At 73.3% G+C, this 21,380-nt stretch carries 19 protein-coding genes and 1 tRNA gene; 11 read left to right on the top strand and 9 right to left on the bottom strand.

Features of this window, described 5'->3' with window-relative positions; genetic code table 11:
* Positions 1 to 2 precede the first annotated feature (2 nt).
* The 4 genes from EDF38_RS04740 to EDF38_RS04755 all read right to left on the bottom strand — a co-directional run bounded on the left by EDF38_RS04740 (position 3) and on the right by EDF38_RS04755 (position 4,071).
* Complete coding sequence (locus EDF38_RS04740) at positions 3 to 956, bottom strand: MoxR family ATPase (protein WP_123354201.1); 954 nt, start codon at positions 954 to 956, stop codon at positions 3 to 5.
* Positions 957 to 1,047: 91 nt separating this feature from the next.
* Positions 1,048 to 2,217 carry a DUF4350 domain-containing protein gene (locus tag EDF38_RS04745; RefSeq protein WP_123354202.1) on the bottom strand — a complete coding sequence of 390 codons (1,170 nt, stop codon included), beginning with the start codon at positions 2,215 to 2,217 and terminating at the stop codon, positions 1,048 to 1,050.
* A complete protein-coding gene (locus EDF38_RS04750) occupies positions 2,214 to 2,855 on the bottom strand; it encodes a DUF4129 domain-containing protein (RefSeq protein WP_123354203.1) in 642 nt (213 codons plus the stop codon). The genes EDF38_RS04745 and EDF38_RS04750 overlap by 4 nt, the downstream gene beginning before the upstream one ends.
* A 1-nt stretch (position 2,856) precedes the next feature.
* A complete protein-coding gene (locus EDF38_RS04755; RefSeq protein WP_123354204.1) occupies positions 2,857 to 4,071 on the bottom strand; it encodes a hypothetical protein in 1,215 nt (404 codons plus the stop codon).
* A gap of 149 nt (positions 4,072 to 4,220) precedes the next feature.
* Between EDF38_RS04755 and mtrA the strand changes: the two genes are divergently transcribed.
* The 6 genes from mtrA (at position 4,221) to secA (ending at position 12,966) form a co-directional block, all read left to right on the top strand.
* Positions 4,221 to 4,901, top strand: coding sequence for an MtrAB system response regulator MtrA (gene mtrA, locus EDF38_RS04760; protein ID WP_123354205.1), 681 nt, complete (start codon positions 4,221 to 4,223; stop codon positions 4,899 to 4,901).
* A gap of 19 nt (positions 4,902 to 4,920) precedes the next feature.
* Positions 4,921 to 6,591 (top strand): MtrAB system histidine kinase MtrB, encoded by a 1,671-nt coding sequence (gene mtrB, locus EDF38_RS04765; protein WP_233572218.1) that lies wholly within the window; start codon positions 4,921 to 4,923, stop codon positions 6,589 to 6,591.
* Positions 6,584 to 8,266, top strand: a complete 1,683-nt coding sequence (locus EDF38_RS04770) for an LpqB family beta-propeller domain-containing protein (protein WP_123354206.1) — start codon at positions 6,584 to 6,586, stop codon at positions 8,264 to 8,266. Before mtrB ends, EDF38_RS04770 begins: the two co-directional genes overlap by 8 nt.
* 102 nt (positions 8,267 to 8,368) lie before the next feature.
* Positions 8,369 to 9,109, top strand: coding sequence for a ComF family protein (locus tag EDF38_RS04775; protein WP_123354207.1), 741 nt, complete (start codon positions 8,369 to 8,371; stop codon positions 9,107 to 9,109).
* Positions 9,110 to 9,214: 105 nt separating this feature from the next.
* Positions 9,215 to 9,928: a ribosome hibernation-promoting factor, HPF/YfiA family gene (hpf, locus tag EDF38_RS04780; RefSeq protein WP_123354208.1), complete on the top strand. Its 714-nt coding sequence runs from the start codon at positions 9,215 to 9,217 to the stop codon at positions 9,926 to 9,928.
* Between the two features lie 203 nt (positions 9,929 to 10,131).
* A complete protein-coding gene (gene secA / locus EDF38_RS04785) occupies positions 10,132 to 12,966 on the top strand; it encodes a preprotein translocase subunit SecA (RefSeq protein ID WP_123354209.1) in 2,835 nt (944 codons plus the stop codon).
* Between the two features lie 104 nt (positions 12,967 to 13,070).
* Here secA and EDF38_RS04790 read toward each other — a convergent pair whose 3' ends face one another.
* Positions 13,071 to 13,511, bottom strand: coding sequence for an Rv3235 family protein (locus EDF38_RS04790; RefSeq protein ID WP_123354210.1), 441 nt, complete (start codon positions 13,509 to 13,511; stop codon positions 13,071 to 13,073).
* A gap of 148 nt (positions 13,512 to 13,659) precedes the next feature.
* Between EDF38_RS04790 and EDF38_RS04795 the strand changes: the two genes are divergently transcribed.
* Positions 13,660 to 15,153 carry a sensor histidine kinase gene (locus EDF38_RS04795; protein ID WP_123354211.1) on the top strand — a complete coding sequence of 498 codons (1,494 nt, stop codon included), beginning with the start codon at positions 13,660 to 13,662 and terminating at the stop codon, positions 15,151 to 15,153.
* Between the two features lie 136 nt (positions 15,154 to 15,289).
* Here the strand turns inward: EDF38_RS04795 and EDF38_RS04800 are convergent, their stop codons facing one another.
* Complete coding sequence (locus tag EDF38_RS04800) at positions 15,290 to 15,538, bottom strand: WhiB family transcriptional regulator (protein ID WP_119868947.1); 249 nt, start codon at positions 15,536 to 15,538, stop codon at positions 15,290 to 15,292.
* A gap of 235 nt (positions 15,539 to 15,773) precedes the next feature.
* Between EDF38_RS04800 and EDF38_RS04805 the strand changes: the two genes are divergently transcribed.
* Positions 15,774 to 16,166 carry a hypothetical protein gene (locus EDF38_RS04805; RefSeq protein WP_123354212.1) on the top strand — a complete coding sequence of 131 codons (393 nt, stop codon included), beginning with the start codon at positions 15,774 to 15,776 and terminating at the stop codon, positions 16,164 to 16,166.
* A gap of 38 nt (positions 16,167 to 16,204) precedes the next feature.
* On the opposite strand, the gene bcp is transcribed toward EDF38_RS04805, so the two are convergent.
* Positions 16,205 to 16,675: a thioredoxin-dependent thiol peroxidase gene (gene bcp, locus EDF38_RS04810; RefSeq protein WP_123354213.1), complete on the bottom strand. Its 471-nt coding sequence runs from the start codon at positions 16,673 to 16,675 to the stop codon at positions 16,205 to 16,207.
* A 98-nt stretch (positions 16,676 to 16,773) separates the two neighbouring features.
* Here bcp and EDF38_RS04815 point away from each other — a divergent pair.
* Together EDF38_RS04815 and EDF38_RS04820 are read left to right on the top strand one after the other, a co-directional pair.
* Positions 16,774 to 16,846: transfer RNA gene (locus EDF38_RS04815), tRNA-Lys, on the top strand.
* A 537-nt stretch (positions 16,847 to 17,383) separates the two neighbouring features.
* Positions 17,384 to 18,403, top strand: coding sequence for an excalibur calcium-binding domain-containing protein (locus tag EDF38_RS04820; RefSeq protein ID WP_123354214.1), 1,020 nt, complete (start codon positions 17,384 to 17,386; stop codon positions 18,401 to 18,403).
* A gap of 86 nt (positions 18,404 to 18,489) precedes the next feature.
* Here the strand turns inward: EDF38_RS04820 and EDF38_RS04825 are convergent, their stop codons facing one another.
* On the bottom strand, positions 18,490 to 20,034 hold the full coding sequence (locus EDF38_RS04825) for an amino acid permease (protein ID WP_123355031.1): 1,545 nt from the start codon (positions 20,032 to 20,034) through the stop codon (positions 18,490 to 18,492).
* Positions 20,035 to 20,298: 264 nt separating this feature from the next.
* Between EDF38_RS04825 and EDF38_RS04830 the strand changes: the two genes are divergently transcribed.
* The gene (locus EDF38_RS04830; protein ID WP_123354215.1) at positions 20,299 to 20,535 is read left to right on the top strand and encodes a hypothetical protein; all 237 of its coding nucleotides are present in this window, start codon (positions 20,299 to 20,301) and stop codon (positions 20,533 to 20,535) included.
* Positions 20,536 to 20,559: 24 nt separating this feature from the next.
* Here the strand turns inward: EDF38_RS04830 and EDF38_RS04835 are convergent, their stop codons facing one another.
* Entirely contained in the window at positions 20,560 to 21,378 is an 819-nt protein-coding gene (locus EDF38_RS04835; protein WP_233572219.1) for an alpha/beta hydrolase, read from the bottom strand.
* Between the last annotated feature and the right edge of the window lie 2 nt (positions 21,379 to 21,380).

Below are 21,380 nucleotides of genomic sequence, written 5' to 3' on the forward strand. Positions count from 1 at the left end.
GATCAGATCGGCACCCTCACCTGCTGCAGCACGGACCGCAGCACGGCGTCGGCGTCGACGCCCTCGAGCTCGGCCTCGGGTCGCAGCACCAGGCGGTGCCGCAGCACCGGCAGGGCCATCGCCTGGACGTGGTCCGGGGTGACCCGGTCGAAGCCCGTGAGCCAGGCCCAGGCCTTGGTGGCGGCGAGCAGCGCCGTCGAGCCGCGCGGGCTGACGCCGATCCTGACCGAGGGGCTGTCCCGCGTAGCGCGGGCCAGGTCGACGACGTAGGCGAGCACGTCGGGGGAGGCGCCCACCCGGGCGACCTCGGCCTGGGCGCGGGCGAGCTCGTCGGCCGTCAGCACGGGGGTGACGCCGGCGGCCCGGAGGTCGCGGGGTGAGAAGCCGGCCGCGTGCCGGGCGAGCACCTCGACCTCGGCGTCGCGGGGCGGCAGGTCGAGCGTCAGCTTCATGAGGAAGCGGTCGAGCTGCGCCTCGGGCAGCGTGTAGGTGCCCTCGTACTCGACCGGGTTCATCGTGGCCGCGACCAGGAACGGCGTCGGCAGGGGCCGCGACGACCCGTCGACCGAGACCTGGCGCTCCTCCATGGCCTCGAGCAGGGCCGACTGCGTCTTGGGCGGCGTCCGGTTGATCTCGTCCGCGAGCAGGATGTTCGTGAAGACGGGCCCCGGGCGGAACTCGAACTCGCCGCTCCGGGCGTCGTAGACGGGCGAGCCCGTGATGTCGCCGGGCATGAGGTCGGGCGTGAACTGCACCCGCGAGGTGTCGAGCGAGAGGGCGTGGCTGAGAGCGCGGACGAGCAGCGTCTTCGCGACGCCCGGCACCCCCTCGAGCAGGACGTGCCCCTGGGCGAGCAGCGTCACGAGCATTCCGGTCACCGCCCCGTCCTGGGCGACGACGGCCTTGCCGACCTCCTCGCGGACGCGGGCGAAGGACTGCTGGAGTTCAGGGGTCATGCGGCGATCCTCCCGGGGATCTCGTGGGGTCGGGGCGAGGGGCAGGTCGGGGTCGGCGGGTCGGGGTCCCGACGAGGAGGCGCGCGGTGCGTCACGAGGGCGCCGCCGCCCTCGAGACCGCCCGTTCCAGGTCGAGCAGGCTGTCGCTCAGGCGCACGAGCTCGGCGTCGTCGGCGGGGTCGGCGTCGAGCAGCACGTGCCGGAGGCCGCGGCGGTCGGCGGAGAGCAGCTGCGCGACGCGCTCGACGACCTCGTCGACCGACGCCGAGCCGGGCAGCCCGACGGTCCGCCCGAGGCGCCCGAACGTGCCGATGCGCAGCTGGTCGAGGGCGTGGCGCCTGGACGACGACCGCTCGTAGAGCCGGGCCCGGCCCTCGGTCGTCTCGGAGGCCTTGACGACGACGGGCAGGCGCTCGACGACGAGGGGGCCGAGGCGGCGGCCGCGCCAGGCCCCGGCCGCGACGGCGGTCAGCGCGAGCAGGAGGAGGACGGGGGTGACCCAGCCCGGCGTCAACGTCGCGAGCGTCCCGGCGCCCTCGGGCACGTCGTCGGCGCTTGGCAGGTACCAGACGAGACGGTCGGACTGGCCGAGCAGGCCGAGCGAGTAGGCGGCGTCGTCGGCGTCGAGGGCCGAGCCGTTGGCGAGGGCGCTCGTGGCGCCGACGACCGTCACGCGCCGTTGCCCGTCGTCGACCTCGACGAGCCCGGAGCCGTCGGACTCCGGGTCGGGCAGGCACGCGGTGACGCCGGCGCCGTCGGCCGAGTACGTCCGGCCGCCGGCGGAGACCTCGTCGACCCGGTTCAACGCCGGCAGGTCGCACCCCGGCGCGGCCGTGCCGTCGTCGCGCTGACCGACGAGGGCGACGCCGGGGGCGACGGCGTCGAGCGCCGCCTGCCCGGGCGCGAGGAGCAGCACGTGGTCGGTCGCCTCGGCGACCTGCCGCCACTGGTCGGCGACGAGGAGGCCGTCGGCGTCGTCCACGACGACGGCCGTGCCGGCCGCGTCGCGCGACGCGGCGGAGACGGTGCCGCGCAGGTCGGTCGTCACCTGCACCGTCACGCCCTGCTGCCGCAGCACCTCCACGAGGGCCTTCGCGCCCGCGGGCGCCGGGTTCTGCGGCCCGAGCGGCCGACCGCCGGTGACGTCGGTGCCGCTGAGCAGCACGACCGCCAGGGCCCCGACCAGGGCCAGCGCCCCGAGGACGAGCCAGGTGCGGGCGCGGCGGAGCGCGGCCCCCACGGTGGGCGTCGTGACGGTCATGCGACGGCGGCCGCGCGGTCGTCCCGCAGGGCGAGGTCGAGGTCGGAGATCGCACGCCAGGCGGCCTCGGTCCCGGCCCGGTCGAGGTAGCGCACCTCGTCGAAGGACGTCGCGGCCGCCGCGAGGGCCTCGGCGCGGGCGGGGAAGAGCCGGCCGGCGCTCGCGCCTACCGTGCGGGCCGTCGTGCCCGGCGTGACCGAGAGCACGTCGCGCTCGACGAGAGAGCGGGCGAGCGCACGGAACGACTCGGCGACCGCGAGGTCGAGGTCGCCCCGGGCCGCGGCCTCCCGCGCCGCGGCGCGCATCGCGTCGGCGTCGCGGTCGTCGGCCTCGCCGAAGAGCGCCTCGACCCGGGCGGAGCGACGGTTGAGGCGCGGCACGCCGTAGACCGAGAGCACGACGACCGCCACGACGACGACGGCGATCAGCACGACGACCAGGGCCACCGCGGGGGCGCCCTCGACGTCGCCGAAGCGGATGCCGTTCAGCCAGTCCCAGAAGGCGTCGGCGACGCGGTCGAGCCAGGTCGGCTGCGCGGCCACGTACTCGCCCCGGGACAGCTCCCGCTGGAGCAGCCGTCGTGCCTCGTCGGGCGCGGGCGTCAGCGGGGCGGCGACCAGCGTCGCGGCGGGCGGCACGTCAGCGCACCGGCGGGCGGTACGGGTCGGGCAGCTCGTGCTCGCCCGCGCGTCGGCGCTCGACGTGGCGGACCAGCTCGAGGTCGAGGCCCTCGCTGCGGATGCGCCGGTCGACGTAGACGAGGCCGACCGAGGCCGCCTGGACCACCGAGCCGATCGCCGTCACCACGGCCGTGACCGCGACGGTGAGCAGGTAGCCGGCTCCCGTGACGAGGAGGAAGGTCGTGGTGTCGTCGTCGCCCGTCGGCGCGACGACGCCGCTGAACAGGCCGAAGAGGAGCGAGAACGGCGCCGTGACGACCTGGGTGGCCACCTGGATCATGACGAAGACGAGCGCGACGACGCCGAAGGTTCGCCAGAACGAGCCCTTCACGAGCGACCACGAGCGGCGCATCGCCGCGCGGAACGGGAGCCGCTCGAGCACGATGGCGCTGGGCACGAGGCTCAGCCCGATCGTCAGCCAGACGCCGACGACGAGCAGCCCGAGGCCGATCAGCACGCCCGAGACGATGCCGATCGCGATGCTGGCGGTGCTGCCGAGGGAGACGCCGAGGACGACGACGCCCGCGACGACCGCGGCGGCGACGAGGAACGCGAGGGTCACGAGGGCCGAGAAGCCGAGCAGCGCGCCGAAGCGGCCCCGGGCGAGGGCCCACAGTCCGCCGAGGCGGAGCTTCTCGCCGAGCAGCTGCCGCGAGGTCTCGAGCACGAAGAGCCCCTGCAGCACGGCGCTGACGACGACGGAGAGCAGCACCGGCACGAGCGACGCGAGCACGACGGTTGCGATCGCGCCGGAGGTGACGGCGTCCTGGTCCTCCGGCAGGGCCGAGTCGACGCGCGAGAAGGCGGCGAAGGCCGTGCCGCCGGTCACGCCGATCGTGACGAGGAGCAGCAGCACCTGCGCGAGGAGCGCCGTGCCGAACGTCGTGCGGGGGTTGCGGCGGAAGACCTGGAACGACGCGCTCAGCACCTCGCCGAACGTGAAGGGCCGCAGCGGGAGCAGTCCCGGCTTCGGGGGAGGCGTCCAGCCGGCGGGCGGCTGTTGTCCGTACGGCGACGGCTGCTGTCCGTACGGCGACGGCTGCTGTCCGTACGGAGAGGGCTGCTGGCCGGGTGGGCCGGCCGGAGGCGCGGGCTGCGCCGCCGGGACGCGCTCGCCCCAGCGCGGCTCGCCCTGGTCGCCGCCGGGGGCCGCCCAGGCGTTCGGATCGGTCATGTCTTCCCCCGGTGGTCCGCGGGCGAGGTCGTCCTGGCCCGTCTCGCCATGTTCCCACGGGCGGGCTGGGCGTGCCAGCCGATCCGCGCCTCCTGCACTAACCTGGCCTGACCTGCCGCGACCCGAGCGGCCTGGCGGAGACGGAGACCATGAGCCCGCGCATCCTGGTGGTGGACGACGACCCGGCGCTCGCCGAGATGATCGGCATCGTGCTCCGCGCCGACGAGTTCGAGCCCCACTTCTGCAGCGACGGCAGCGCCGCGCTCGACGCGTTCCGCAACTCGGCCCCCGACCTCGTCCTGCTCGACCTCATGCTGCCCGGCATGGACGGCCTCGAGGTGTGCCAGGCCATCCGCGCCGAGAGCGGCGTCCCCATCATCATGCTGACGGCCAAGGGCGACACCGTCGACGTCGTCCGGGGCCTCGAGAGCGGCGCGGACGACTACGTCGTGAAGCCCTTCAACCCCAAAGAGCTGGTGGCGCGCATCCGCACCCGGCTGCGGCCGGCCAGCGAGCCGACGACCGACGTCCTGACGGTCGGCGACCTCCGCCTCGACGTGGCCGCGCACGAGGTCCGGCGCGGCGAGACCACGATCGCCCTCACGCCGCTCGAGTTCGAGCTGCTGCTCGCGCTCGCGTCGAAGCCGCAGCAGGTCTTCACCCGCGAGATGCTGCTCGAGCAGGTCTGGGGCTACCACTACAAGGCCGACACGAGGCTCGTCAACGTGCACGTGCAGCGGCTCCGCGCCAAGGTCGAGCACGACCCCGACGCCCCCCGCATCGTCACGACGGTGCGGGGCGTGGGGTACCGCGCCGGCTCGTCCTCCTGACCGGACGGGGCCGACGCCCGTGACCGGGCCCGTCCCGACGCCACCGCCTCCGCCGTCCCGCCTCGGCTGGGCGACGCGGCGGGCCTGGGGCGACCTGACGGCGCGCGTCGTCGACTCGTGGCGCGCGTCGCTCGAGTTCCGCACCGTGGCCCTCACCGTCGTGCTCGCGGGCGTCGGCGCGTCGATCATCGGCACGTCGATCTCGGTCAGCATCGGCGCGAACCTCTACGACCAGCGTCGCGACCAGGTGCAGTCCGAGTCGCTGCGGGCCACCCTCCTGGCGCAGAACATCTTCGACTCGGCGACCGCCACCGAGGACGCCGACCAGGTCGAGCTCGACTCCCTGCAGAACGAGGCCCAGTCCGCGATCCTCGGCTCGACGTCGAGCCCCGGCGGCACGAGCATCGCCATCCTGCGGACGCCCGGGCAGACCACCGCGCAGACCCTGCAGAACATCGCGAGCCCCGACTTCCCGAGCAGCGCCGTGACCGCTGCGCTACGCGACAGCGTCGCCTCCGACACGGGCGCGCTCGCCCTGCAGGCCGTGTCGCTGCCCCAGGCCGGCGGGGGATCCGTGCCGGGCCTCGCGGTCGGCTCCACCCTCCAGGTGCCGACGGCCGGGCAGTACGAGCTGTACCTCGTCTACGACCTCAGCGACGCGCAGGAGACGCTGGCGCTCATGCAGCGCACCCTCGCCCTCGGCAGCGTGGCCCTCGTGGCCCTCATCGCGGTCATCACCTACGTCGTCGTGCGGCTCGTCGTCGAGCCGGTGCGCGTGGCGGCCGAGACCAGCCAGAAGATCGCCGCCGGGCAGCTCGACCAGCGCATCCCCGAGAAGGGCAGCGACGTCGTCGCGACGCTCGGCCGCTCCTTCAACGGCATGGCCGACGAGATGCAGAAGCAGATCTCGCAGCTGGCCGAGCTGTCGCGCGTCCAGCAGCGCTTCGTCAGCGACGTCTCGCACGAGCTCCGCACGCCCCTCACGACGATCCGCCTCGCCGGCGACGTCCTCTTCGACCAGCGCGGCTCGTTCGGCCCCTCGGCGGCGCGGACGACGGAGCTCCTCCACACGCAGGTCGACCGCTTCGAGCTGCTGCTCGCCGACCTGCTCGAGATCTCGCGCTTCGACGCCGGGGCGGTCGAGCTCGACCTCGAGAGCACGCGCGTCGTCGGCCTCGTCGACGACGTGGTGGCCGAGTTCGAGCCCCTCGCCGCCGACGTCGGCAGCACGGTCACGATCGAGGCCCGCGGCGGCTACCTCGAGGCCGAGGTCGACCCCCGCCGGCTCCGCCGCGTGCTCCGCAACCTGCTCGGCAACGCGATCGAGCACGGCGAGGGCCGACCGATCGTCGTCGAGGTCGACAGCGACGAGGAGGCCGTCGCGGTCGCCGTCCGCGACCACGGCATCGGCATGCGTCCCGCCGACGTCGAGCGCGTCTTCGACCGCTTCTGGCGCGCCGACCCGTCACGTCGCCGCACCATCGGCGGCACCGGCCTCGGCCTCGCCATCAGCCTCGAGGACGCCGTCCTCCACGGCGGCCGCCTCGAGGTCTGGTCGCGGCTCGGCGAGGGCAGCCGCTTCGTCGTGACCCTGCCGCGGACGGCGGGCGCGGCGACGTCGTCGAGCCCGCTCCCGCTCGAGCCGCGCGACGCGGCCCCCGACCCCCTCGAGGAGGCGCGCGATGCGTGACCGTCGACGTCCCGCCCGCCTCGTGGCGGCCCTCGCGCTCGGGGCCCTGCTCCTGGCGGGGTGCGCCTCCATCCCCGACTCCGGCCCCGTGGAGCAGGGCGACGCCGTCGCCGACCAGGCGCCGGGCGACGTCGTCTACACGCCCATCGGGCCTGTCGTCGACAGCTCGCAGGAGCGCATCCTCCGCGACTTCATCGGGGCGGGGACGGGCCCGCAGGACAACTACGCGGTCGCGCGCGAGTTCCTCGCCGAGGGCTTCGCCGACGACTGGGACCCGCGCGCCAGCGTGACCGTGCGGCCGGGCGGCGGCTCGACGACCCGCACGTCCGACGACCGGCTCGAGTACGCGTTCACGGCCTCGGCGACGGTCGACGTGGGCGGACACTACGTCCCGACGACGAGCACAGTGCCGACGACGCTCTCGTACTCGTTCGTGCAGGAGGACGGCCAGTGGCGCATCAGCGACGCGCCCGACGGCACCGTGCTGAGCCCCGCCACGTTCCAGTCGATCTTCCGTGCCCACGCGGTGTACTTCTACGACCCGACGTTCACCTGGCTCGTGCCCGACGAGCGCTGGTTCCTGGCGCGGTCGTCGACGAGCACGCGCATCGCGAGCGCCCTCCTCGCGGGTCCGTCGACCTGGCTGCAGGGGGCCGTCGTCTCGGCCTTCCCCGAGGGGACGCAGCTGTCGCTGACCGCGATCACGGTGGTCGACGGCACGGCACGGGTCGACCTCACCTCCGACGCGCTCGGGGCGTCGGGGGCCGCCCGCGCGCGCATGCAGGCCCAGCTGCTCGCGAGCTTCTCCACGCTCGCCACCGTCTCGGCGGTCGAGCTCAGCGTCGAGTCGGCCTCCCTCGAGGTGCCCGACCTCGGCAGCGCCGCCCCGCTCCGCGACCCCACGGTCGACGCCCGGCCGCTCCTGGTCGCCGGCGGCGTGCTCGCCTACGCCTCGGGCTCGTCGACGAGCCCCGTGCCCGGCCTCGCCGCGACGGTCGCCGGGCTCGCGCCGACGTCGGTCGAGCTCGCCCGCGACCAGGGGTCGGCGGCGGTCGGCACCGCTCGCGGCAGCCTCGTCGTGCGGGCGGACGGTGGCCAGGTGCTCGTCGACGGCCGGTCGGGGCTCGCCTCGCCGACCCTCGACGACGCGGGCTGGCTCTGGAGCGTCCCGGTCGACGACCCGCGCGACGTGCAGGCGTTCGCCCCCGACGGGACGGCGCACCGGGTGGCCTCGACCCTCCCGGCCGACGCGGAGGTCGTGTCGTTCCGGGTGTCGCGGGACGGCACGCGGGCCCTCGCCCTGCTCGACGACGACGGATCGGCCCGTCTCGTCGTCGTGGCCCTGCTGCGCGACTCGGCCAAGGTGCCGACCGCGCTCGGGCCGCCCCTCGAGCTCGTCGCCCCGCCCGGGCGCCCGCTCGACGCCACCTGGGCCGACCAGCTCACCGTCGCGTCGCTGAGCGACTCCGCGGGCGGGGCCCAGGTCACCGTCTCCGAGGTCGGCGGTTCGTCGACCTCGCTGGGGCGGCCGCCGGGCGACCCGACCACGATCGTCGGCGGCACGGGCACCTCGCTGGTCGAGGTGCTGACGGGCGACGGGCAGGTGCTCGAGCCGCGCGGCAGCACCTGGCAGGACACGGGCGTGTCGGGCGACCTGCTGGCGACGCAGCGCTGAGCCGGGGCGGTCGGTCCCTCCCCGGCCTCGCCTCGCCGTGCGTCGTCCACGGACGTGGGCCCGGGCAGCCCGCCGACCACACGCCGCTGCGATCGTCGGGTCATGCGACCACCGTCCTCGTCCCGACTCCCGCCCGTCCCCGCGGCCCGTGCCCGTCCCGTCCTCGGTCGTGCCCTCCGCGAGGCTCTCGCGGTCGTGTCGCCGGCGGACTGCGCCGGGTGCGGCGCGCCCGACGTCGAGCTCTGTCCCGCCTGTCGCCTGCTGCTGCGGGGCGACCCGGTCGAGCTCGAGGTGCAGGGCGGGCTGCACGTGGTCGCGGCGCTCCGCTACGAGGCCGAGGCGCGCGAGGTCGTCCTGGCCTACAAGGCGAGAGGGCGCCTGCGCCTCGACGCGGCCCTCTCGTCGGCGCTGGCGGTCGCGGTCGGCCGCGTCGCGCCTCCGGGCCCCGACGGGCGTGCGCCGCTGCTCGTCGCGGTGCCCCCGTCGCCGGCCGGGCGACGTCGACGGGGCTGGGACCCGGTCGAGCGGCTCGTGCGGCGGGCCGGCCTCGCGACGGTGCCGGGCGGGCTCGTCGTGCGCCCGGGCCGGGGCGGCGGCGCCCAGAAGCACCTCGACCGCGCGGCACGGCAGCGCGCCAGGGTCGGCTGCCTGCGCGCCGACCCGTGCCTGGCGGGCGTCCGGGTCGTGGTCGTGGACGACGTGGTGACCACCGGCAGCACCCTGCAGGAGGCGCACCGTGCGCTGTCGGAGGCCGGCGCGTCGGTCGTCGGCGCGGCCTGCCTCGCGGCCACGCCCCTGCTCGCCGAGGCGGCCCGCCGCCCCCGGCACCTGAACGGGAGGTGACCGTTCCGTGACACGGGGAGGCCCGGGCCGTTACGGTGGGGCAAAGGCGTGAAAGGACATCCGCCTGGCTGACAGGCGGCACGTCGACACCACCAGGAGGTCGTCATGGAAATCACCGTCACGGGTCGAAACGTCGGTATCACCGAGCGTTTCCGCGACTACGCCACTGACAAGGCCGACAAGGTCGGGCAGCTCGCCACCAAGGCGCTCGCCCTCGAGATCAAGGTCTCCCGTCACCACGAGAAGTCGAGCGGCTCCGCCGGCGACGACCGCGTCGAGCTGACGCTGGTCGGTCCGGGCCCGCTCGTGCGGGCCGAGTCGACGGCCGGCGACAAGTACGTCGCCTTCGACCTCGCCATGACCCGCCTGCTCGAACGGGTGCGGAGGGCGAAGGACCGGAAGAAGGTCCACCGGGGCCAGCATCGACCGACGTCGCTCCGCGAGGCCGCGGGTGCCGACTTCACCGGCGTCGACGTGGTCCCGGCCTCGGCCGAGACCCTCGACGCCGTCCGCACCGGGGCGGTCGCCACGGTGCCGCAGACCGACGCCGACGCCGAGGTCGAGCAGGAGGACGAGGAGTACTGCCCCGTCGTCATCCGCAGCAAGGTCTTCGCGTCGACGCCGATGACCCTCGACGACGCGCTGTACTACATGGAGCTCGTCGGGCACGACTTCTACCTCTACATCGACGTCGAGACCCAGCGGCCGAGCGTCGTCTACCGCCGCAAGGGCTGGGACTACGGGGTCATCGGCCTCGACCAGGAGGCCCCCGACCTGCAGGAGGCCGTGACGGAGCAGCGGGCAGGCATCGCCGGCTGACCGAGCCCCGCCGAGCGGCCACGGCCCGGGGAGGGCGGCGCACCGCGCGCCGCCCCTCCCAGGGGCCGTGGCCGCTAGGCTTGCTACCATTCCGAGCTGGTCCATCCGGGCCTCCTCACGGCCTGGCCCAGATCGGACCACGCCCCGGGCACGTCAACCACCTGCCCGACCGAACCCCGCGTTCCAGATCCAGGGAGTCACCAGTGGCCAACGTCCTCGAGAAGGTCCTCCGCGTCGGCGAGGGCCGCACCCTCCGTCGCCTCAAGGCGTACGCGAACGCCGTCAACGAGCTCGAGGACGACTTCAGCACGCTGACCGACGACGAGCTCCGGGCCGAGACGGTCGAGCTGCGCGAGCGCTACGCCGGCGGCGAGTCCCTCGACGACCTCCTGCCGGAGGCCTTCGCCGCCGTCCGCGAGGCGGCCAAGCGCACGCTCGGCATGCGCCACTTCGACGTCCAGCTCATGGGCGGCGCGGCCCTGCACCTCGGCAACATCGCCGAGATGAAGACCGGTGAGGGCAAGACCCTCGTCGCGACCACGGCGGCCTACCTCAACGCGATCGCCTCGCGGGGCGTGCACGTCATCACGGTCAACGACTTCCTCGCGAGCTACCAGTCCGAGCTCATGGGCCGCGTCTTCCGTGCCCTCGGCATGACGACCGGCTGCATCCTGGCGGGCCAGACGCCCGCCGAGCGGCGCGAGCAGTACGCCGCCGACATCACGTACGGCACGAACAACGAGTTCGGCTTCGACTACCTCCGCGACAACATGGCGTGGCAGGCACAGGACATGGTGCAGCGTGGCCACTTCTTCGCGATCGTCGACGAGGTCGACTCCATCCTCATCGACGAGGCGCGCACCCCGCTCATCATCTCGGGCCCCGCCTCGGGCGAGGCCAACCGGTGGTTCGCGGAGTTCGCCACGATCGCCCGTCGCCTCGTGGCCGGCAGCGACTTCGAGGTCGACGAGAAGAAGCGCACCGTGGGCGTGCTCGAGCCCGGCATCGAGAAGGTCGAGGACTACCTCGGCATCGACAACCTCTACGAGTCGGCCAACACGCCCCTGATCTCGTTCCTCAACAACGCCATCAAGGCCGACGCGCTCTTCAAGCGCGACAAGGACTACGTCGTCATCAACGGCGAGGTGCTCATCGTCGACGAGCACACCGGCCGCATCCTCAGCGGCCGCCGCTACAACGAGGGCATCCACCAGGCCATCGAGGCGAAGGAGGGCGTCGAGGTCAAGGCCGAGAACCAGACCCTCGCCACCGTCACCCTGCAGAACTACTTCCGCCTCTACAAGAAGCTCTCCGGCATGACCGGCACGGCCGAGACCGAGGCCGCCGAGTTCATGAGCACCTACAAGCTCGGCGTCGTGCCCATCCCGACGAACAAGCCGATGAAGCGCATCGACCAGACCGACCTCGTCTACAAGAACGAGACGGCCAAGTTCGACCAGGTCGTCGAAGACATCGTCGAGCGCCACGAGAAGGGGCAGCCCGTCCTCGTCGGCACGACGAGCGTGGAGAAGAGCGAGTACCTCTCGCGCCTGCTCGCGAAGAAAGGCGTGCGCCACGAGGTGCTCAACGCGAAGAACCACGCGCGCGAGGCCGCCATCGTCGCCCAGGCCGGTCGTCACGGGTCGGTCACCGTCGCCACGAACATGGCCGGTCGAGGCACCGACATCATGCTGGGCGGCAACGCCGAGTTCCTCGCCGTCGCCGAGATGAACACCCGGGGGCTCAGCCCCGTCGACACGCCGGAGGAGTACGAGGCCGCGTGGGACGACGTCTTCGCCGCGCAGAAGGCCGCCGTCCAGGAGGAGGCCGAGAAGGTCATCGACGCAGGCGGCCTCTACGTGCTGGGCACCGAGCGCCACGAGTCGCGACGCATCGACAACCAGCTGCGTGGTCGCAGCGGCCGTCAGGGCGACCCGGGCGAGAGCCGCTTCTACCTGTCGCTGACCGACGACCTCATGCGCCTGTTCAACTCCGGCGCCGCCGAGGCCCTCATGGGCCGCGGCAACGTGCCGGACGACCTCGCGATCGAGAACAAGATCGTCGGCCGGGCGATCCGTTCCGCGCAGTCGCAGGTCGAGTCGCGCAACGCCGAGATCCGCAAGAACGTCCTCAAGTACGACGACGTCCTGAACCGCCAGCGCGAGGCGATCTACGGCGACCGCCGCCACATCCTCGAGGGCGACGACCTCCGCGACCGTGCCGACAAGTTCCTCGACGACGTCGTCAACGAGGTCATCGACCAGCACACCGGCGACGGCAGCCCCGACGACTGGGACCTCGACGCCCTGTGGACCGAGCTCCGCACCCTCTACCCCATCTCGATCACGATCGACGAGGTCATCACCGAGGCAGGGTCGAAGGGCAAGGCCACGCGCCAGTTCCTCGGCCAGGAGATCCTCTCCGACGCCAAGGTCGCCTACACGGAGCGCGAGGCCACGCTCGGCGAGCCGGCCATGCGCGAGCTGGAGCGCCGCGTGGTGCTCTCCGTGATCGACCGCCGGTGGCGCGACCACCTCTACGAGATGGACTACCTCAAGGACGGCATCGGCCTGCGCGCGATGGCGCAGCGCGACCCGCTCGTCGAGTACCAGCGTGAGGGCTACGCGCTCTTCCAGAGCATGATGGGCCAGATCCGGGAAGAGACCGTCGGCTTCCTCTTCAACCTCGAGGTCGAGGTGCAGGGCCAGGTGGGCGAGGCCGAGGCCCCGGTGATCGCCGCCAAGGGCCTCGACGGCCAGAAGCAGACGCCGAAGCTCGAGTACTCGGCCCCGAACATCGACGGCGAGGTCGAGGTGCGCGACCAGCGCGGCAAGCTCGAGCAGGCCGCGACGGCGAAGGCTCAGAAGGCGCAGGACGAGGCAGAGCGCGGCAGCAGCCCCGAGGTCGCCGCCGCCCGTGCCTCGAGCGGCTCGACGCCCGCCCCGGCACGCAAGGGCGCCTTCGGCCAGTCGACCGGCGACGGCACCGCACCGGTCAACCGTGCCGAGCGTCGCGCCGCCGGCAAGAAGACGAGCTGACGACCGGTCGCCCGACCAGATCGACGCCGCCCCTGTCTCGGACAGGGGCGGCGTCGTCGTCGGTCCCGGGGCTCACGACCTCGGCGCAGTGACCTCCGCACGCGTCAGAGGACGTGCAGGGCCGTGGCCCGCCAGCGGCTGCCGAGCCACTCGAGCCGGATGGCCACCGACCGGGTCCGTGCGCGTCCGTGGACGACGACGACGCTCTCGACGGCTGTCGGCGTCGGGCGACTCACGTGCACCGAGCCCACGCGGAACGAGGGGCGCTGCACCCGCACCCCGGAGACCTCGCGGGCACGCGCCGCGAGCCGCACCCGCTTCTGCAGGGACGAGTACACCTCGCCGGTCACCCAGCGGGCCACCTGCTCGAGGTCGCGCGCGCCGGCGAGGATCTCGAGCACGGAGCGGGCGAGGCCCTCGGCGGCCTCGGCCGGGTCCGGGGGAGCGGGCGGGGCCTCGACGACGTGCAGGCGGGGCCGGACCTCGAGGGCGGCGGCGTCGTCGGGCTCGGGGAAGGACGGGGCGGCTGCGGCCGTGGGCGACATGGCAGTCTCGATTCGTGGAGGGGCCTGGACGCGTTCAACATATGACATCCGTCATTCGAGCACCAGGGGTCGGAGGATGTTGTGGACAACCCGGTCTGCCCACGAGGTCGTCGATCGCCGTCCGGGCCGGTCGACCTAGACTGGTCGGGTGTCGACGCTCAGTGATCTCGTACTCGCCCAGGGCCGTTCCTCCGAGGCGGACGTCGAGTGGCTCCACCTCCTCGTCGGCGACTGGCAGCTGCTGGCCGATCTCGCCTTCGCCGACATGGTGCTCTGGGTGCCGACCGAGAGCGGCAGCTTCGTCGCCGTCGCGCACGCGCGGCCCTCGAGCTCGGCCACGCTCTTCTACCGCGACTTCGTCGGGCAGGAGGTGCGGCCCGAGTGGCGCAGCCAGATCGAGTCGGCCTTCGCCACCACCCGCATCGTCGACTCCGCCGCCCCCGACTGGTACGAGGAGACCCCCACCCGGGTGCGCGCCGTGCCGGTCCTGCGTCGCCTCGGGGCCAGCCGTCCCGACGTGACCGACGCTCCCATCGCGGTCATCACCCGGCACACGAACCTCAGCGAGGCGCGGACGCCGAGCCGCCAGGAGCTCACGTTCAACCAGTGCTCCAACGACCTGTTCTCGATGATCGCGGCGGGCGACTTCCCCGACCTCGGGGCCCCGACCGGTCCTCGACGGGGCGCCCCCCGCGCCTCCGACGGGTTGCTGCGCCTCGACGTCGACGGCCTCGTCACCTTCGCGAGCCCCAACGGCCTGTCGGCGTTCAACCGCATGGGCTTCGCCGGCGAGCTCGAGGGCGAGTCGCTGGCCGAGGTCACGACGGGGCTGCTCCAGGGCAAGCTCGTCATCGACGAGTCCCTGCCCCTCGTCGTGACGGGGCGGGCGCCGTGGCGCACGGACATCGAGGCGCGCGGCGTGACGGTGTCGCTCCGGGCGATCCCGCTCCGCGACCGCGGCGAGCGGGTCGGGGCGATCGTCCTCTGCCGCGACGTCACGGAGCTGCGCCACCAGGAGCGCGAGCTCATCACGAAGGACGCGACGATCCGCGAGATCCACCACCGCGTCAAGAACAACCTGCAGACCGTCGCGTCGCTGCTGCGCATCCAGGCACGTCGCACCCACACCGACGTCGCCCGCGAGGCCCTGACCCAGGCGATGCGTCGCGTGGCGTCGATCGCCGTGGTGCACGACACCCTGTCCGAGGGCCTCAGCCAGAACGTCGACTTCGACACCGTCTTCGACCGCGTGCTGATGCTCATCGCGGAGGTGGCGTCGAGCCACAACACGACGGTGCGACCGACCCTGACCGGCAGCTTCGGGGCGCTCCCGAGCGAGTACGCGACGCCGCTCGCGCTCGCCCTCACCGAGCTCGTCACGAACGCGGTCGAGCACGGGCTCGACGGCCGCGACGGCGAGGTCGAGATCGTCGCCGAGCGCGACGCCGAGCAGCTCACCGTCAAGGTCCGCGACAACGGCGTGGGCCTGCCCGAGGGCAAGGTCGGCTCCGGCCTCGGCACGCAGATCGTGCGCACCCTCATCCAGGGCGAGCTCAGCGGCACCATCGACTGGCACACCCTGGTCGGCAACGGCACCGAGGTCACCATCGAGATCCCGTTCCGGGGCCTCTCGCAGGCCTGACCGGCCCCGCCGCGGTCCGCGCCCCGGGCCTCACGTCGTGGGGCCCGGTCGCGAGGGGGCGTGGCGGGGGCCGGACACACGACGAGGCCGGCTCCCCGTGGGGGAGCCGGCCTCGTCGTCGGTGTCGGTGCTGGAGTCAGCTGGCCCGACGGGCGCGAGCGGCGCGGCGCTTGAGCGCACGACGCTCGTCCTCGCTGAGGCCGCCCCACACGCCGCTGTCCTGGCTCGTCTCGAGCGCGTACTGCAGGCAGGTCTCGGTCACGGTGCAGCGGCCGCAGACGGCCTTGGCCTTGTCGATCTGGTCCACAGCGGGGCCCGTGTTGCCGACGGGGAAGAACAGCTCCGGGTCAGCGGTCAGGCAGGCGGCTTTGTCACGCCAATCCATCGATGGGTACTCCTTTTAAATGCTGAACCGGCGCGTCGAAGCACCAGGTTCCGGATGGGGGAAAGATGAGACTGTGGGAGGCGCGCACCACCGTGTGCCCGTCACTTCGACCTCGAATATGCTCGCATACCAGCGAACACAGAGCAAGGATTTTCATGGAGGCCCCAGCGTGACGACGACAGGCGACGACGGCCGCGACCCTCAGACAGACCGGTCTCCGCAGAGGGGCCGACCGGTGCCGGTCTGGGCGCTGGTCGTGCTGCTCGCGGCCGAGACCGCGCTGCTCGCCGTCGCCAGCGGCTACCTGCTGATCGAGCTGCTCACGGCCCGCCCCGACTCGTACCCGGCGGCCGTCGCGATCCTCGTGCTCACGCTCGCCGCGACCGTCTGGCTCGGCGCGATCACCGTCGGGGTGCTGCGGGGCAACGCGTGGATCCGAGGAGCAGCCATCACGTGGCAGGTGCTGCAGATCGCGGTCGGGGTCGGCAGCCTCCAGGGCGCCCTGGCCAATGCCTCCGTCGGGGTGTGGCTCATCGTGCCGGCTGTGCTCGTCGTCGTGCTGCTCTTCGTCCCGAGCGTCGTCGCCGCCACGTCGCACCGAGACGACAGCCCCCCGCACGTCTACTGACGGCGGGGGCCGAGGGGCGTTGCCGGCGGTCGGGGCCGTCAGTCGAGGCCGAGCTTCTTCCGCAGCGACGCGACGTGGCCGGTCGCCTTCACGTTGTAGAGCGGCAGCTGCACGACGCCGTCCTCGTCGAGCACGAACGTCGAGCGGATCGTGCCCGTCACGACGCGGCCGTAGCTGTTCTTCTCGCCGTAGGCGCCGTACGCCTCGTGCACCGTGAGGTCGGGGTCGCTGAGCAGGGGGAAGTTCAGGCCCTGCTCGTCCTTGAACCGGGCCAGCGCCTCCGGGGCGTCCTTCGAGACGCCGAGCACCTGGTAGCCGGCCGACCGCAGCGAGTTGACGTTGTCGCGGAAGTCGCAGGCCTGCGTCGTGCAGCCCGGCGTCGAGGCGGCCGGGTAGAAGTACATGACGACCTTCTCGCCGGCGTGATCCGAGAGCGACACCTGTCGTCCGGTCTCGTCGGGGAGGGTGAACGCGGGCGCCGTGGCGCCCTTCTCGAGCTTCGTGGGCATGGTGCTCCGATCTGGCGACACGACGGACGTGCCGGTGGTTCAGCGGGGGTGTCGGTTCATGCTAGAGTCATTCCTCGTTGCGGAACGTCCCGCAGCATGCACCTCTAGCTCAATTGGCAGAGCAACTGACTCTTAATCAGTGGGTTCTCGGTTCAAGTCCGAGGGGGTGCACGGAAAATGGGTCCCCCGTGTTCGCGACTTCGTCGCTTCGCGGGGGATTTTCCGTTCGTGCCCGCGGGTCCGCTCCGCGGACGCGCGGCTCCTGCTCGGCGGGGCGGGGTTCTTGCCCGCCAGGTGCTGGTGGGGCGGGGGTGGTGGCTGCTTCGCAGCACCACGGGGGTGGGGGCGCGAGTTCGCTTCGCTCACCGCGGGGGTGGGGCGCGAGTTCGCTTCGCTCACCGCGGGGGCGCGGGGGCGCTTCGCTTGCCGCGGGGGCGGAGGCTTCGCTGCGCCCGGGGCGGGTGGTCGTGGGGTTGCGAGGAAGTGACCGTGGGCGGGGGTAGGTGGGGTACGGGGAGGGGGCTCGGGGGGCGCTGGGGGCGGCTCGGGGTGCGGGGCGGGGTACGGGGAGCGGGGCGGGGTCGGGGCGGGAGGCTCGGGAGCGGGGTGAGGCGAGGGGGTGAGCGCCGGGGGCGGAGATCGTCCGGGCGTGCGGGGGGCGCTAGCGTCCTCACGCGTCGACTCGGCGCGACGACCCTGGGGGATGCGATGACACGGACGACCACGACGGCGACCGCGACGGCGGTGCTGCTCGCGACGGCGGCCATGACGATGGTCGCCGCACCGGCCCAGGCCTCCGGGGGCGAGGTCGGCGGATCCGGCGTCACCTACTTCCTCAACGACGCCTGGAGCGGCAGCGCGAACCACTCGTTCGACCTCGGTCGGTCGACCGATCGGGTCTACGTCGGCGACTGGAACGGCGACGGCTTCGACACCCTCGCCGTCCGCCGCGGCGCCGTGTACACGTACACGGACACCCTCGACGGCGGACTCGGCGGGGCAGGCTCGCGCTACGGACGCGACTCCGACACCGTCCTCGCGGGCGACTGGGACGGCGACGGCGTCGAGACCCTGGCCGTGCGCCGCGGTGCGACCTACTTCCTCTCGAACACGCCGGGCGCCTCGCAGGCCGACCTCGTCGTCACCTACGGCCGGGCCGCCGACCAGGTGCTCGTCGGCGACTGGGACGGCGACGGGCTCGACACCCTCGGCGTCCGACGCGGCGCGACGTACTTCCTCAAGGACTCGATCTCGGGCGGCGACGCGGACACCGTCGTCACGTACGGCCGTCCCGCCGACCAGGTCTACGCGGGCGACTGGGACGGCGACGGCGTCGACACGCCCACCGTGCGGCGCGGCGCGACCTACTACGTCAGCAACACCTTCCGCGGCGGCCAGGCCGAACGCGTCCAGGCCTACGGCCGGGTCGCCGACACCACGCTCGTCGGCGACTGGGACGCGGACGGGGTCGACACCCTCGGCGTCCGTCGGCCCGCGCCCGCTCCGGCTCCGGCTCCCGCTCCCGCGCCGGCGCCGGCGCCGACGCCTGCTCCTGCACCAGCGCCGGCCCCGGCCCCGGCCCCCTCACGTCCGGCCGACCTCGACTGCGGCGACTTCCGCACGCAGGCCCAGGCCCAGGCCGAGCACGACCGCTGGTACCGCTTCTTCGGCGACGTCCACGGGCTCGACGCCGACGGCGACGGCATCGCCTGCGAGACGCTGCCCTGAGCGGCGACGGACGCGACGCCAGGAGGCGCGGGCCGGTCTCGTGACCGTGCCCGCGCCTCCGCGTCGGTGCCGTCGCCCGGGGCGGGCTAGCTGCCCTCCCCGTCGCGGGGCACCTGCGACGACGCGTCGCGGCCGGTGACGGGGTAGGGGCCGGTCATGCCCTCGCGGAGGCGGGCCGCGGCGAGGATCCGGTCGCGCTGCAGGTACCAGCCGAGCACGAGCAGCGGGATGATCAGCACGAGCGACATGACCGTGAACGAGCCGATCGGCCAGTCGATCGCCATCAGCACGATGACGGCCACGAGGAACGCGAGCGTCAGCCAGCTCGTCACGGGGGCGCCCGGCAGACGGAACGAGGGCTCCTTCGCCTTGCCCTGCCTCGCCCACTGCCGCAGCCGCATCTGGCAGAGGATGATCGTGCCCCAGGCGGTGAGGATGCCGAGCGAGGCGATGTTGAGCACGATCTCGAAGGCGGTGTTCGCCCCGACGATCGCGTTCAGCACGACGCCGAGCAGCGTGATGCTCGCGGTGAGGAGGATGCCGCCGAACGGCACCCCGCCCTTCGACATCTTGGTCGTGAAGGTCGGCGCCGAGCCGTTCATGCCCATCGAGTGCAGCACGCGACCGGTCGAGTAGAGGCCGGCGTTGAGGCTCGAGAGCGCCGCGGTGACGACGACGAAGTTCATGATCGAGCCCGCGACGTCGCCGAGCTGCGGGCTGCCGATGCTCGCGAAGAACGTGACGAAGGGGCTCTCGCCGGCCTTGTACGCCGTGTAGGGCAGCAGCAGCGACAACAGCACGAGCGAGCCCACGTAGAACACGGCGATGCGGACGATGACCGTGTTGATGGCCCGCGGCACGACCTTCTCCGGGTTCTGCGTCTCGCCCGACGCCGTGCCGACGAGCTCGATGGCGGCGTAGGCGAAGACGACGCCCTGGACGACGATGACGGCGGGCAGGAGGCCGTTCGGCAGCACGCCCGACGACGCGATCACGGCCCAGCCGGTGTCGACGGACGCGCCGTCGTGGGTGACCGGGAAGGCCGCCGCGAGCCACACGACGCCCACGACGAGGAAGATCACGAGCGCCGCGACCTTGATGATGGCGAACCAGAACTCCATCTCGCCGAACACCTTGACGGCGAGGAGGTTGACCGAGAGCACCACGGCGAGCGCGACGAGCGCGAGCAGCCAGTCGGGGGCCGCGGTGAACGCGCTCCAGTAGTGCAGGTACAGGGCGACGGCCGTGACGTCGACGATGGCCGTCATGGCCCAGTTGAGGAAGTACATCCAGCCGGCGGCGTAGGCGAACTTCTCGCCGAAGAACTCGCGGGCGTACGAGACGAACGACCCCGACGACGGACGGTGCAGGACGAGCTCGCCGAGCGCGCGGAGGATGAAGAAGGCGAAGACGCCGCAGACGGCGAAGACGATCGCGAGCGCGGGCCCGGCGCTCGCGAGCCGCCCGCCCGCCCCGAGGAACAGGCCGGTGCCGATGGCCCCGCCGATCGCGATCATCTGGAGCTGGCGCGGCTTGAGGCCGTGCTGGAAGCCCTCTTGCTCGTGGGAGAAGTCCTGCGGGACATGCTCCGTCTGGCGGGGGCCGCCACCCTCGTTCCCGGGACTCGTCATGGGACGACCGTAGACCTCGGGCTGCACGTCGTGCACGTTCCCGACGCGTGCTCGGGCGACGGTGTGCGTCGCACGGCCTGTACCCCACGCACCGCTCCGTCACGGCCAGGCCACGGCTGTCGCACAGCCGGGGCCCAGTGCCCGGCGGGGGAGGCGCGGGTACCGTCGCCCACGGACGTCACCCGAGACGACCCGCACCACCCGCACCACCGCGCCCGACACGTCGGACCTCCCGCCCGGGCGCCGCACGAGAGGCACCACCACATGACCGTCGTCAGCATCGAGCCCCTGCGCCGCAGCGTCCGCATCCTCACGCGCGACGTCGCCCCCGGTCTCGTGCAGGTCTCGACCCCCGACCGCGTCCTCGGCTTCGTCCGCGACGACGGGGGCCGCTTCACCGCGCTCCGCGGCATCGACCCGCGCGCGGCGGACGAGGTCGGTCGCTACCCCAGCCGGGGACTCGCGCTGGAGGCGCTCCGCCTCCGCAAGCGCTCGCTGTAGCCCGCAGCGGCTCCAGCCGCCGCGTCAGCCCTCGTCGCCGACGCCGGCGAAGAACGACGCGAGCTCCCGGTCGATCCGTCCCCGCGCCTCCTCGTCGGTCAGCGTCGGCGTGCCGTCGCCCGGCTGCGCCCCGTACGAGCCGAACTGGGCGTGGGCGAGCCCGTCGATCGCGACGACGGTCGCGTCGGCCGGCAGCCTGTCGCGGTACCGGGAGATGTCGTCGGGCGTGCTGAGGCCGTCGTCCGAGCCGCCGAGGCTCAGCACCGGCAGGTCGTCGCCCGACAGGTCGGTCGTCGCGCAGTACGACCCGAAGAGCACGAGGGCGTCGACGGCGGGGTCGTCGGCGGCGTACTGACAGGCCCGCACCCCGCCGAGCGAGTGGCCGCCGACGGCCCACGTCGAGACCTCCGGGGCGAGTGCCGTGAAGTGGTCGAGCCCCCGCCGGTCGAGGATCCCGAACCCGAGCACCGGTCGCTCGACGACCACCGTCACGCCGGAGGCGACGAGCTCGACGAAGGTCTGCTCGTAGGCCTGCGGGTCGACGCGGGCTCCCGCGACGAAGACGAGCCCCTGGTCGAGCGCCGCCGTCCCGGCGGGCCGCAGCACGACGGCGTCAGGGGTGTCGGTGACCGCGACCCGCGGGTCGGCGGCGACGGCGTCGAGCGAGGCGGCGGTCGCCGCCATGGGCGTCTTGGCCCACGTGAAGAACCCGGCCACGGCGAGGACGACGACGGCGAAGAGCGACAGCGCCACGGCCTTCAGGACCAGGCGGGCGGGAGAGCGGTGTCGGGCGGGGGTCGGCGACGTGGCGGGGACGTGACGAGAAGCTGGGCGTTGTCTCACCG

It is taken from the genome of Frigoribacterium sp. PhB160 (assembly GCF_003751785.1).
In the GTDB taxonomy this organism is placed as follows: domain Bacteria; phylum Actinomycetota; class Actinomycetes; order Actinomycetales; family Microbacteriaceae; genus Frigoribacterium.

Coding starts and splice junctions, on each gene's coding strand:
- EDF38_RS04740 (WP_123354201.1), bottom strand. CDS start 956: ATGACCCCTGAACTCCAGCAGTCCTTCGCCCGCGTCCGCGAGGAGGTC.
- EDF38_RS04745 (WP_123354202.1), bottom strand. CDS start 2,217: ATGACCGTCACGACGCCCACCGTGGGGGCCGCGCTCCGCCGCGCCCGC.
- EDF38_RS04755 (WP_123354204.1), bottom strand. CDS start 4,071: ATGACCGATCCGAACGCCTGGGCGGCCCCCGGCGGCGACCAGGGCGAG.
- mtrA (WP_123354205.1), top strand. CDS start 4,221: ATGAGCCCGCGCATCCTGGTGGTGGACGACGACCCGGCGCTCGCCGAG.
- EDF38_RS04770 (WP_123354206.1), top strand. CDS start 6,584: ATGCGTGACCGTCGACGTCCCGCCCGCCTCGTGGCGGCCCTCGCGCTC.
- EDF38_RS04775 (WP_123354207.1), top strand. CDS start 8,369: ATGCGACCACCGTCCTCGTCCCGACTCCCGCCCGTCCCCGCGGCCCGT.
- hpf (WP_123354208.1), top strand. CDS start 9,215: ATGGAAATCACCGTCACGGGTCGAAACGTCGGTATCACCGAGCGTTTC.
- EDF38_RS04790 (WP_123354210.1), bottom strand. CDS start 13,511: ATGTCGCCCACGGCCGCAGCCGCCCCGTCCTTCCCCGAGCCCGACGAC.
- EDF38_RS04800 (WP_119868947.1), bottom strand. CDS start 15,538: ATGGATTGGCGTGACAAAGCCGCCTGCCTGACCGCTGACCCGGAGCTG.
- bcp (WP_123354213.1), bottom strand. CDS start 16,675: ATGCCCACGAAGCTCGAGAAGGGCGCCACGGCGCCCGCGTTCACCCTC.
- EDF38_RS04820 (WP_123354214.1), top strand. CDS start 17,384: ATGACACGGACGACCACGACGGCGACCGCGACGGCGGTGCTGCTCGCG.
- EDF38_RS04825 (WP_123355031.1), bottom strand. CDS start 20,034: ATGACGAGTCCCGGGAACGAGGGTGGCGGCCCCCGCCAGACGGAGCAT.
- EDF38_RS04830 (WP_123354215.1), top strand. CDS start 20,299: ATGACCGTCGTCAGCATCGAGCCCCTGCGCCGCAGCGTCCGCATCCTC.